Source organism: Fictibacillus sp. 18YEL24, from assembly GCF_015903855.1.
Taxonomy (GTDB): Bacteria; Bacillota; Bacilli; order Bacillales; family Fictibacillaceae; genus Fictibacillus; species Fictibacillus phosphorivorans_C.
This window is the reverse complement of sequence record NZ_JACZDT010000009.1, coordinates 48,951-61,377: the sequence shown is the minus strand read 5'-3', so window position 1 is coordinate 61,377 and position 12,427 is coordinate 48,951. Positions and strand designations below refer to the sequence as shown.

Annotated in this window: 15 protein-coding genes; all 15 read right to left on the bottom strand. The window is 35.6% G+C overall.

Going from position 1 to position 12,427, the window contains the following annotated elements; translation table 11 throughout:
- Nucleotides 1-226: 226 nt before the first annotated feature.
- The gene (locus tag HU823_RS20415; RefSeq protein WP_197223239.1) at nucleotides 227-1,660 is read right to left on the bottom strand and encodes a nicotinate phosphoribosyltransferase; all 1,434 of its coding nucleotides are present in this window, start codon (nucleotides 1,658-1,660) and stop codon (nucleotides 227-229) included.
- Nucleotides 1,661-1,759: 99 nt separating this feature from the next.
- On the bottom strand, nucleotides 1,760-2,746 hold the full coding sequence (locus tag HU823_RS20410; RefSeq protein WP_197223238.1) for a hypothetical protein: 987 nt from the start codon (nucleotides 2,744-2,746) through the stop codon (nucleotides 1,760-1,762).
- 11 nt (nucleotides 2,747-2,757) lie between these two features.
- Nucleotides 2,758-4,101, bottom strand: a complete 1,344-nt coding sequence (locus tag HU823_RS20405; RefSeq protein WP_197223237.1) for a VWA domain-containing protein — start codon at nucleotides 4,099-4,101, stop codon at nucleotides 2,758-2,760.
- Between the two features lie 48 nt (nucleotides 4,102-4,149).
- Nucleotides 4,150-5,001 (bottom strand): hypothetical protein, encoded by an 852-nt coding sequence (locus tag HU823_RS20400; protein WP_197223236.1) that lies wholly within the window; start codon nucleotides 4,999-5,001, stop codon nucleotides 4,150-4,152.
- A gap of 10 nt (nucleotides 5,002-5,011) precedes the next feature.
- Nucleotides 5,012-5,215 (bottom strand): hypothetical protein, encoded by a 204-nt coding sequence (locus HU823_RS20395; protein WP_197223235.1) that lies wholly within the window; start codon nucleotides 5,213-5,215, stop codon nucleotides 5,012-5,014.
- Nucleotides 5,216-5,236: 21 nt separating this feature from the next.
- Nucleotides 5,237-6,910 (bottom strand): transglutaminase domain-containing protein, encoded by a 1,674-nt coding sequence (locus HU823_RS20390; protein ID WP_197223234.1) that lies wholly within the window; start codon nucleotides 6,908-6,910, stop codon nucleotides 5,237-5,239.
- 26 nt (nucleotides 6,911-6,936) lie between these two features.
- On the bottom strand, nucleotides 6,937-7,146 hold the full coding sequence (locus HU823_RS20385; RefSeq protein ID WP_197223233.1) for a hypothetical protein: 210 nt from the start codon (nucleotides 7,144-7,146) through the stop codon (nucleotides 6,937-6,939).
- A gap of 244 nt (nucleotides 7,147-7,390) precedes the next feature.
- Nucleotides 7,391-7,594, bottom strand: coding sequence for a hypothetical protein (locus HU823_RS20380; protein ID WP_197223232.1), 204 nt, complete (start codon nucleotides 7,592-7,594; stop codon nucleotides 7,391-7,393).
- Nucleotides 7,595-7,681: 87 nt separating this feature from the next.
- Nucleotides 7,682-8,359: a hypothetical protein gene (locus HU823_RS20375; RefSeq protein ID WP_197223231.1), complete on the bottom strand. Its 678-nt coding sequence runs from the start codon at nucleotides 8,357-8,359 to the stop codon at nucleotides 7,682-7,684.
- A 29-nt stretch (nucleotides 8,360-8,388) separates the two neighbouring features.
- Nucleotides 8,389-9,192, bottom strand: coding sequence for a hypothetical protein (locus tag HU823_RS20370; RefSeq protein WP_197223230.1), 804 nt, complete (start codon nucleotides 9,190-9,192; stop codon nucleotides 8,389-8,391).
- A gap of 29 nt (nucleotides 9,193-9,221) precedes the next feature.
- On the bottom strand, nucleotides 9,222-10,265 hold the full coding sequence (locus HU823_RS20365; protein WP_197223229.1) for a hypothetical protein: 1,044 nt from the start codon (nucleotides 10,263-10,265) through the stop codon (nucleotides 9,222-9,224).
- 73 nt (nucleotides 10,266-10,338) lie between these two features.
- Nucleotides 10,339-10,542, bottom strand: a complete 204-nt coding sequence (locus HU823_RS20360; RefSeq protein WP_197223228.1) for a hypothetical protein — start codon at nucleotides 10,540-10,542, stop codon at nucleotides 10,339-10,341.
- 14 nt (nucleotides 10,543-10,556) lie between these two features.
- Nucleotides 10,557-11,228, bottom strand: coding sequence for a Tad domain-containing protein (locus HU823_RS20355; RefSeq protein ID WP_197223227.1), 672 nt, complete (start codon nucleotides 11,226-11,228; stop codon nucleotides 10,557-10,559).
- Nucleotides 11,225-11,629, bottom strand: a complete 405-nt coding sequence (locus HU823_RS20350) for a TadE/TadG family type IV pilus assembly protein (protein WP_197223226.1) — start codon at nucleotides 11,627-11,629, stop codon at nucleotides 11,225-11,227. The genes HU823_RS20355 and HU823_RS20350 overlap by 4 nt, the downstream gene beginning before the upstream one ends.
- Nucleotides 11,630-11,659: 30 nt before the next feature.
- Nucleotides 11,660-12,370: a hypothetical protein gene (locus HU823_RS20345; RefSeq protein ID WP_197223225.1), complete on the bottom strand. Its 711-nt coding sequence runs from the start codon at nucleotides 12,368-12,370 to the stop codon at nucleotides 11,660-11,662.
- Nucleotides 12,371-12,427: the final 57 nt, after the last annotated feature.

The window sequence follows — 12,427 nt, the reverse complement described above, 5'->3', positions numbered from 1 at the left end:
TTTTTCTTTTACCGCGTCACTCTCTTAAAGCAGCGACAAAAACTATCTTACCACATATCTTCTTGCGAAGCAACAACTTTTTTAAAAGTTTATGTTTGTTTTTGTCGAACGTTATGTAAGAAAAGCAACAACGTTTATTACTATATCAGCGATACGGCCGACCGTCAACGCTTTTTTAAAGATTTTATTAAAAAACCTCTTTTCATGTCGAAAAGAGGTTTGCTCGCTATAAAGAATACTTCTCTAAAAGGTCGTTTTTCGTCTGCCATACTTGAACAGATAGATCGACAAAATACTCTTGTGGATTCAATCTTCGTAAGTGCTGAGGCCAAAATAAACCAAGCTGTTCTTGATGATAGCGCCGGATTTCTTCTAGATTTGGAAGGTCATATACAAGCTTTCCTTCTATATAGACAGGCTGTAGCAATTCTTCGGCAGTAAAAGAAGAAACCACTTTGCTTTTGTATGTGTGCACCGGATCAAAAAGTTTTAAATCTTTTTCAGGAAGTACCTCCTCATCCATCGCTATGTAATCCGCTTCCGCTTTTCCTTTTGAATTAATAATACGGTAGACCTTTTTATATCCAGGTGTTGTGATTTTCTCTACATTAGAGGAAATTTTAATCGTGGGTACAAATTCTCCGTCCTCATATTTAGCGACAACCTTATAAACGCCTCCGAGCGCTGGTTGATCTGATGCCGTAATGAGTTGCGTACCAACTCCCCAGGAAGTGATTTTTGCACCTTGTGCTTTTAAATCCGAAATCACATCGTCGTCCAAGTCGTTACTCGCTACGATTTCAACATCTGTAAGGCCCGCTTTGTCTAACATTTTACGAGCTTGAATGGATAGGTAAGCGAGATCACCGCTATCCAAACGAATGCCTTTAAGTGATTTACCCGCCGCTTTCATCTTTAACCCAACTTCTATCGCGTTAGGAATTCCACTTTTTAATGTATTATACGTATCTACAAGTAGAACGCTTTGATTGGGAAGTGCTTCTACAAATCGTTCAAACGCTTCTTCTTCTGAATCATGATCCTGGACCCACGCGTGTGCATGAGTTCCTTTGGTGGGAATACCGAATAGTTTTCCCGCACGCATGTTTGATGTTGCATCAAAGCCTGCAATGTATGCGGCACGCGCACCCCATATTGCGGCATCGGCTTCTTGGGCGCGGCGCGTTCCAAACTCCATCAACTGATCATCAGGAGTGACATAGCGAATGCGGGCTGCTTTCGTTGCGATCAAGGTCTGATAGTTCATGAAATTAAGAAGTGCTGTCTCTAACAAGTGTGCTTCAAACACACGACATTTAATACGAATTAACGGCTCATTCGGAAAAACGACCGTTCCTTCTTTTACAGAGAATAACTCTCCCGAAAAATTAAAGTTCTTTAACTCCTCTAAAAAAGGTTCCTCATAGTGTTCTTCTTGTGTTCTTAAGTAGTCGATATCTTCCTCTGTAAAATGAAGATGCTCCAAATAACGAATGATCCGCTCAAGTCCCGCGAATACGGCATAACCGCTTTTAAACGGATTTTTTCGGAAGAACGCTTCAAATACGCGAATATTGTTGTGCGTGCCGTTTTTCCAATGGGCGTACATCATATTAATTTGATACTTATCTGTATGTAATGCTAAATCTTCATAGCTCATGTATGAGTCCCGCCTTTCTCTCTCTTCATTTTTCTCTATTTGTGTGGTTGTTAAACATAATAAAAGGCCCGATAACCTAGAAGATCATCGGGCTACTTCTTATTCCGAGATGGAGAGCTTCTTTTCAATCTCTTTAACTCCATTTTGATCTACTACATAATCACCCATAAATTTCTCGCCATTTATGCCGTATACGTCTAAGTTTGATTTCGACTGATTATCTACTGGACTCACACTCAGAACCACTTCGTATTCCTTAACATCCTTCAATTTGTTCATGCTTGAAGGTTTTTCAATGATTAATTTGTATGATCCGTCGGGATTAACATCAGTCACATCCGATAATCCTGAGACAATATAATCCGGAATATCCAAGCTCCCTTTCAGTCTTGTACCCTCTAATAGATTTGACTTTCCTTCTATATAAAGATACTTATCATCTTTTTGAATGTCGGGTTCATCTAATCGAACTGTAGGAGCGCCGTAATCTTCAGGCTTGTTCCACTCAGGCTTCTTTATTTTAGCAGAAGCATTTGATTCTTCTTGAGGAAGTCCAAGAGTTAAAAGAGTGATGTTCTGCTGCATATCTGATTCTTCTTGCAACCTGACAAACGGACCTTTCAACTTTTCACCGTTTTCTCCATAATGATCTTTGATTGGTTGATTGTCGGAATAAGGATCGAATTTTATTTTCACTTCAATTAAACCTTCAGAGCTTTTAGGTATTTTTAGATCTGTTTCAAAAGTACCATCTTCACTAACCTGTACTCGATCTGAGCCACCGATTAATGTATCTTCTACACTGTCCATCGTAACTAATAGATTAGAGTTCGGAATAAGGTTCGTTTGTCCTTTAACCGTAATCAGCTTCCCTTTACGTTCTGCTTCTCCTTCAAACCAAACTTCGTAATCGCCTTGGTCTTTAGGTGCTTTTGCTTTTTCATCTGTCATTTTAACGGATTCTTTTTCACTATTACTTTCTTGTTTTTGATTTTCTTTTTTACTGCTCGTCGATTCGTTACCACTACAACCAGAAACAATCATGACAATACTTGTTGTTATTAATAAAAACTTTAATTTACTCAAGATCCAACCCCCTATTCAACTCTGGCATCTTCCGCGTATTCATCAATTAATTTAAGGACTCTGTCTGTTTCTTGATTTAATTCTTCTTGTCTCGCATCATGTTTTTTGGAGCTGTACTCTCTAAGGGTTGTATATCTGTCTAAAAGGAGTTTGTCCAACTTTATAAATTCTTCATTAGACATATTTTCTTTATCGTAGAGATCTCTCTTTACAGTGCGAAGTAATTCGAATTCATCGGAAATGCTATCCAATATTTTGGAATGGACTTTACCCATAGAATGACCTTTACCCGAACTGCTCCAATTTACGCTTGATGAATCCATCGATGAGCTCCAGTTGATGCTGGCATCATGCATCGCCTTCGACCAGTTGGAATCGACTTCATCAAACAATTCTTTTTGAGAAGAAACAGATTGGAATTCGCCTCCACCCGCTTCTGCTACTGCTTTAAGCTGTTGTTGACCTTCGTTATCTACATCAAAGCCGATAATGTTTACTTCTGCCTTGATGTTCGACTCGTGTAACTTTTTCGCCGCTTCTACAGGATTTCCATCACAAGTCTCAATTCCATCACTCACAATATAAATGACGTTATCTCCTTCTTTTCCTTGTAGATCCTTTTCAGCCGCTTCAATGGAAGCTGCGAGCGGTGTCCAACCGGTTGGCTTGAATTTAGAGAGAGATTGTTGGAAAGTTCCTTCATTATATGCGCCTAAAGGGTACATAACTTCCGTACTTTCACAAGAAACCTTCTTGTCTTTATCATCGTTGCTTCCTTTATGTCCATAGACGCGCAGCATGACGTTCGCATCATCAGGCAAACCACCTGCAAATTTCTTCAAAGCTTCTTTTGCCGCCGTCATTTTATCCGTTCCTGAAACCTTTCCTGCCATACTACCGCTTGCATCTAGAAGAATGGCAACATTAAGAGGACCTTCCTTCTTTCCCTCTCCGTCTTCACTTTCTTCTTGATACTTCTCATACGCCTCTACTTCTTCAAACGTAATGTCAAAGTCCTCTAACTCCTGAAAACCCGGCTGATGATTGGCAGCGAATCCAGCAACAATTCGGTTATAGGCTTCCTCAGCCTTCATACCTTTAGAATAGTTCTTTGTGATTTTGTTAATCTCTTTATCAAGAGCATCACCCTCAAGATCTTTTACCTTTTCGTTATACTTACCTGCACCTCTTTTTACCATCTCTTCAGGATCAGTCGGCGCTTTTTCAACCGTCTCTTTTTTAGGTTCTTTTTTCTTTGGTTCAGTTTCTGATGCTGTTTTTTCGGTTGAGCATGCGGTTAAAAGAAGCATTATAGCCATAATAAGCACAAAAACAAGATTACTAGATTTGTTCATTTATTAACAAATTCCTTTCTTATCTTAGTAGTTTTCTTATTATCGTTATTACTGGAAGTTTCTTAAATAATCTTTAATATGGTTATCCAAAATATGATCCACTGCTCTATAGTGGATTTTTTTGTATTCTTGCATTCCTTCCTCGCCAGGACCAATAGTTATTTTATTACCAAACTCATCCTTTTCAAAGGTTGCTTGCGATCTATTCAAGTCTCTTATAGCCCTCTCTTCAGAAAATGTATCTAAATAAAAAATTAACTGTTTTACTTTCTTATTAACATCTTTAGTACCCTCACTTAACCGACCCTTTAAATAACTAATAATTACTCTGGCATCTTCAATGGCTTTTAACTGTTCTCTACCTTGGCTATACATTATCTTACAATGAAAGAAATTCAGTTCCATCATACGATCGACATCTTCTCTTAAAAGATATTTCCGATCGAGTACTACTTTTTCAATCGCTTGCATCTCTTTTAAAATACTTATTAATTTATCTGGAAAACTAACAACTTGATCAATCATATAATGTAAATTATTAAACTCATTAATCTTAAGTTCAAAACCGATCGTTGATTCAACCTCTTCTAACAATACTTTTATTTCTTGTAAAACTGAAACAGGCTTTTTGATATCAGGAATCATTTGATCTAAGGCTTCTCTCATTATTCGATTAAAGTTATACATCATTTTAAATGCAGAGACTATATCTTGATCTGTTACGTTTTCAGATTCTGATAAAATTACCATTCCATTGCTCTTGTTAAATCTTTGATAACTTACATAATAAAAATTTTTACCGTTGTTATAATAGGAATAAGGATATATTTCATATGTTTCTAAAAACTTTTTATATTTCTTCGCATCTTCTATTAATTTAGAGTCATTTATAACATTCATAGAATACTCCTTAGACACCCATCTCTTTTTCTCTAATCTTCTCGATATGGTTATGCTTCATAGCTGGCAATGCCAGGACCACTGGAATAATAAAGAACGGAAATGATTCTTCTCCTATAAAAAAGAGAATCAAACTTAACGGTGCGACAAGCCCGTAGATTAATAGATATAGAAGAAAATAAACACGTCTCCATCGTTTTTCTTTTTTGGACATATCGCACCTCATTTTTTATGATTAAAACTCAATTTCTTTTTTCGTATGTGTTTTCTGAAACTCCGCTGGCTTCGGATCAAAGTATTCCATCGTAAACTTTGGAACGAACTTGTTGTTCTGCAGGTAACCTGAACCCCATGTTGGGTCCATCGTTAACCAACGTCCGTCGACCTTTGTCTCCACCCACGCATGATTTTGTCCGGCAAATCCTGTTACCATTTGCGCTTCCATACCACTTGCACGTAAAAGAGCAATCGCTAAATACGCAAAGTCCTGACAAACGCCTTCTTTTTCGTCCAACGTTTTTAATGCACTGTCATCAAACTCAAACGTTCGATTGTTTAGCTTGTCTACGTCATAGCTCACGTTTTTTGCGACATACTCGTATACTGCTAGTGCTTTTTCTTTATCAGTTTTTTTATTTTTTGTTAGTTGCGCTGCTAATTTCTTAATCTCAGGAGCATCCGACTGAATACCTCTAGATGGCAAGGTAAATCGTTGATCACTCGTGTTGGTATTCTCAACCGTGAAATTTGCTACGCCAACAAAGAACTGCATATATCCATTCGTCTTATTAAATTCAGGTGCCATAACGGATACATCGTATTTCCCTGGTCCAAAACGGAGGAAAAACTCTCCGTCAAACTTATTGTTCTTAACTGGAATCGCGTACATCGCTTTTTGGTCGTCTTTCTCTGTCTGAACGAAAACGACATTCGTCTTGTTCGCGTCCTCACCTTTAGGATCAATACTTCCTTTAATCTTATAGCTCAGGTCCGCTTTCTCACCGCCTACTTCTGGCGTCTCAAGCTTAAAGCCTTTTTCTTCGTAAGCAGAGGAATACTTCACAGGTTCAAAGGATTCATTGGATAAATTCTTTACATATAAGTGAGCCGCATCCGTAAAAAAGTCGGTCGATCCTTCTTTAGGCGTCATGATCTGTACCTCATGAACACCCGCACCATAATAAAGAGAGATTTTTTGTGCGAACTTTCCATTCTCAACCGGAACCATAATTTTAGTAGATTCACTTTCTTTCTTAAGCTCAACCATAAGCTGTTCAACACTGGAATCAGCAACGTAACCCTCTAGCTCAAAAGACCCATCCCTTTCCATATACCTATTTATGGAATTTTTTAACTTTAAATCGTATTGAAACGCGTTCTTCGTATAAGCAATATCTCTCTTAATCTCAGGGTTTACGTTCTCTACATCAAATGAGGCAATATCGTAATAGTAATCTTCCGCCGAATCGCTCGGTACACTCACTTTGACAGAATAATTTCCCTTCCCATTAAACAGCTGAATCTTCTGTTCAAACTTACCTTCCTTTAAAGGAGCGTAATAGCTGAACTCTCGACCGTTCGGCCCTTCTTCACCACTTCTTACTTTGATCCATACATGGTCTGACTTGAAACTGTTATACTTTTTCGCCTTCCCTTTAATCATTACCGTCGAGTTCGCCGTAAACTCTTTATACTTAGGACTGGATAACGTCGCTTCCACTTCTTTTGCGTATGGAAGAAGTTCTAGTTTCTCTAATGTGTCCTCTTTATTTGCTTCTTCCACAAGCATTGTATACTTGTCTTTTTTCTCTACTTGTTCAGATTTGGTAGAAGGATTTTGATCTGTTGTGCAGGCGGTTAGTGCCAAAACCATGAGAATTAGAAGAAAACTGGTTAGTTTGTTTTTCATTTGCGGTTCTCCTTTGCTTATATATGTCACCTAGTACGTTTTATACTTTCTTCTTTTCTTTCAAGAAGCCCCAAATGGTTTCTTCTAACACTCGGAAGCGCAACAGCAATTGGTACCAAACCATAAAAAAGGGATGTATAACCTTGTTTAAAGAGGTAAAAGGAAAGCGGCATTATTGCCCCATAAAATACAATATACAGATAGTTCTTTTTCCATCTATCTACTTTGCTGATCACTTTTCACACTCCTTTTTAATAAAATGCTTATTTCCCATTCGTATTTAAAAAGAAAAGAGATGGGATCTCCATCTCTTATGCAAATCCTATAGGTTAATAGTTACTACGAGTTTATTTTGAAATAGTTTCTATTCCTTATTAGCAAGCAGCTTTTTCCGAATAGGAAATAATAAAAAGTATTTAGTAGTTACCTAAACTCTTTACTTGAAATCTTATTCTAATCACTTTCCAGGTTATTTCTCATTTACATACTTTGATCATTAACCTTAATTGTTTTTAGATGGTTGTATCTAATTGTAGGTAAAAACACGGCAACTGTTAATAATGCATAAGGGAATGCATCTTTACCAGTAAAATATAAAATTAATGAAAACGGAAATCCTAGTCCATAGAATAAGATAAATAGAACTTTGTAAAATTTTCTCCACTTCTTTTCTTTAGCAGACATTTAAACACCTCTTCAGTAGTTCAATTAAATTTAATAGGTGGATATACTTTCAAGATTACTATTTTTCCGTTTAAGATTTGATGCAGCCTATAATTTCTTATTCCAGCTAGTGTACATAGAACTTAGAGTAAATATAAATATTGGAATTAGCAATCCATTTATTGCAATAAAAAAGAAGTTAATAATTATACTTAAATTTGAAATATATATAGCAGTAACATAAGCTAAGTAACTCAAAAATATATCAAAAAGGAAAAATATAAAAAGTATAAATAATAGTTTACCTAAATTCGCTTTTCCAAATGAAATTGAGTACCGTATACTTTTCCATAAATTATTCTCTTCTAAAATAATAGATTGTGGAATAGCTAGCAAAAGTACTAATAATAAAATCCCTGGTAATACAAACATAAACATTCCCATAATACATACTAATGCTGTAAAAATACTTGTTAGATATAGTAAAAAAAAGTACCTGAAAGATTGTATGAATATATCTTTATACGAAAAGTCAAAGTCACTAACATGGAACCGGAATAACACAATGAATGGAACTTGTAGCAAACTGAAAGAAACCATTATAAAAAACATTTGAATTATATTTTGCCAAATTGGTATACCCATCAGCACATAGGGAACAGATAAGTAATTCGAGAAAAAAAGAAAGAAAATCTGAATTGGAATAGCCATAGTTATACCAATTATCATAATTGTTTTAAATTCATATCTATATATTGAAACTCCATTTAGAAATTCTGATTTCATTAGAAACCTCCTTAAAGCCAAAAGTATGTTTAATCTGGGTTTCTAGTTAATTTCAACAAATTTAATGCCTCTATATCTTTCTCTATGTCTACATCTTTAGCTATGAGTTTTTTTATATTCTCCATTTTATCTGAGCCATAGGAATCACTAGTTCTCATTAACTTTTTATATGGAGCAAATTGAAAATACAAAGGAAGAAGCCTAAGACCAAATGAGAGTTTATTTTGAGATAAATACTTAAAAATTTCTGATCTTTCCTCTTCGGTTTCAAGTTGAATTTCATTTTGTTTATATGCTGCTCTCACCATTCCTAATACATATTTTCTCATTCTAAAATATTCATCCATTGTTACCAATTCTGAATCGTTTGTATTAATTGTAAGAGCAAGTCCATCTTCTACACATCGATTGATATTCTCTTGCTCTTGTATTATTATCCTTGAAGCATCTTTCAATTTTATAAGAGATTTACTTATATGAGCAGGAGCATTTCCCTTTATAATATTTTCAATACTATTTAATATTGAATTCAACTTTTTATAACGTTGAATTGTTCGAGCCTCAACCCACTCCCCTCCTATGTTTGAAATATTTTCTATTGATGAATTATAAGCTAAGGCATATAAAAAAGGCTTCTTAATATGTTCTTTTGTCAACACCTTGCCATCTTCTCTAATAATAAGTTGTTCTTTTGTTGGTTCATACATAAATAGGTAATATTTCTCATCTTCAATTAAAAACATTGAAGGAAATACATGATATCTAATATCTCTTTTTTGATGGTTTTCTGCTACTTCCTTGATATGAGTTGGTAATTTTTCTACTGTTAACATATATCCTCCAGAATATAAGTAATACTAACTTAACTAAATATACTTTTTACAAAACCAGCGCCTTTAGAAATCCCTTTTCCTATCTTTTTACCAGCTGCTATTACTCCTTTACCCGTTTTAATTAATGTTTTTTTGGGGTTTCTAATTGCCCTACCAATAGATTTCCGGTGTTCTATAGCTTTTGAAACACCCCAAATTCCAAATCCGACTGTTGCAACTCCTGCTACTATAGGAGTTCCTACTCCAAATGCTGTAGCCACTAATGCTCCAGACATAACTACTTCTCCTACATTACCTACTCCCTTATTAAACTCACCTTTATTAAAAAAATTATCATAAGCTTCAACTCCAGAGATAGCACCACTTGCCGCAGCTGTCCAAGGAGCTACTTTTGAAGCTATTCCTGTTGTCAAGCTATTAGGTAGCTTTGAAGCTGTAGTAAGTACATTTTTTAGTTGATTAGCTTTTTGAGACGCTACCGAAGCGCTTTGGAAATAACCAGTGCCTAATTGGGAAACTTTCATTGCATCAGTAATTTTATCAGCCGACTGATAAAAGTCTCTAGCATACAAATAATTATCGACCCCTGAAGCAAGATCAAACACAAATTTGGCATCGGTATTATTTTCGGGTATTAATTCTCCAATTCCGGCACGAAGCGCTTTGGAACTTATTTCTCCCCAATTTCCTTTTCTCCAGTCAGCTTGTTGAAAACCCGCTATTCCATCTTGACTGCTTAAACCATCCACTGTTGCCAAAAACATATCCTTTCCAACAAGTTTAGCAGTTTTATACCATGCTTCATCAGTTAATTCTTGTGAATCCGTTTTTTTAATCTTTTTAGGTTCATATGGCTTCAGAACAGTATCCGAATCTGAGCTAAACCCATCCTTCTCCCATTCCTCACTTTCCCAAGTCACACCATCCCAAGAATTCTTATTCCACTCATTTCCTTCCCATGGATTACCTTCCCATGGGGTGATCGTGGCATAAGCAACCATTGGGGTGAATTGTATCAATAACAATACCATAACTGCACAACTAGCAAGAAATGGTCTTAGTTTAATTTTCATATCACTGCCTCTCCTCTCTGAGAATAAAAGTAAATAAAAAAAGAGAGGAAGTGACAATTCCCCTCATTAAGTTTTAATAGGTTTGTTCTTTCTCTCTAATTCTTTGTATGTGATTACTTTTCATAACTGGCAGACCTAATGCAACTGGCAGTAGTGTGTAAGGAAATTTATCTTCACCCAGAAAAAACATGAGCAGGGCAAACGGTAAAATAAACCCATAAAAGAAGATATACATAAATTTATAAAATACTCTCCAACGTTTTTCTTTTTTAGACATATGCATCACCTCTTTTAAAATTCAATTGGATAATCAGACCACCCTTTTAATTCTTTAATGAAACCAATTTCTGGGCCTTTAGCTTTTTGCTTCAGCTTTCGCTTATCTTCTGGAATAAGTTCATCATATTTTAATGCTTCATATCGAGCAGAAGTTTCGACTTTAACTTGATTTTCATTCAACAGCGTCACGATTGTTCCTTCCAGAATACCGTCATTACTTAAGATGACTCCTGAAACCGCATCTCGTATCTGCTGATCAGCTTGATTTAACTGTTCTAGTAACATTTCATTTAAGATCTCACTTTTTAATCCCGCTCCATTTAATTCTTCGCTTAAGATAGCATCAATCGCCTCAATCTTGGCTTCATTTTCGGATAGGAAAGGATTAAATGTCATTAGTTCTTCTTTTTTCTTATCTATCTTCTCTTGTAACGTTTTATCAATAATCTCATCGATCTTACCTGGTAAAGAACTATCGTAATCTTCAACAGCGGTCATCGCTACTTCATAAATGACAGAGGTCGCTGCATAACTAGCTTGTTCTGATGCTGTAGAGGCTTTCTCTTTAATCGCGAATACTTTAGAAAAACTCAACACCACCAGAAACATGATCATGGTTACACCCATTAAACCCATCACTAGTAAACTAATATTACCCTTTTCGTTCTTCGCTTTACTTATCATTTGATCACCCTACTACTAACCTCAGCATCTAAAGGAATCTTAGGTGTACTTCCTTTAAATAACTTCTTTAAAAATGAGAGTTCAAAATCAACTCCTACACTTGCTGAAAATTGCCGTTCAGATGAGGCATTTATAGAGGTTCTCGAAGCATTAAAAAGAATACTATCACCCGCTGCTGAAACCACCTTATTAGCTGCACTAGTGGCTTCATCAATATTCTCTGTCATCGCATAAACCTTTGCTGCTTCATTTGCAGCGGACTGTGTAACGATGAACGCATAAGCTCCAGCAAAAAACTGCCATAGCGCAACCATTAAAAGCAACACAAGTGGAACCATTCCTAAAAATTCAATGGCAGCTGAACCCTTTTCACTTTTTAACTTTTTAGGAATACGACACATCACTCTTCACTCCATTTTTTATTGTTTAATTTAATTTTCAGCAAACTTATTAAACGCACGAGCAGGTACCACACCTTGATCAAGGTTCTTAGCATAAAGTGTAATTATGGAAACAATAAGGGGGAGTAGTAGCATGTTCAATAAAAGTTGACTAAATAAAATTGCTAAGTAGTTTGCTGTAATTAAAGCCACTCCGTAAAGAGAAACAATACTAATTAAAAATTCACCGAAACTTGTTAATAGAATAATAGCAAATAAAGATAAAAAATTTTTCTTTCCATACGCAAAAGCCATTTTAAAGGTTTTCCATGCTGATTCTTGACGTAGAACTGTTAAATAAGGTGTCAAAAAGAAGAATATAAGAAGTAATACACCTGGAATAATAAATAATGCAAGTCCCATGATTGTCAAAAAGGAATAAACTAGACCAAATAGATAAACAGAAAATCCATATTTAAATAAAGCAACATAGGCTTTCCTTATCTTATTTTCTTCACCTTCAATATCAGAATGTACATATTGTATAAAGGGTAGTTGAATTACAACGACTAACATAATGACAAGAAATGCGTTTACAAAGTCTCCAATATATGTCGAGGCAAAATCTACTGTAATGGCATAAATGTAATTCACATAGATGGTGTGTAACAGTAACACTGGAAGAACAATAGAGAAAGAAAGAAGTAATAATGGGCCAATATTTTGTACATAAATCTTGAACCCTTCTTTAGCGTAGTTCATTCGGAAGCCTCCTTCTTATTAATTTTACAACTAGAAAGAGCTAAAGCTCTTTCTAGT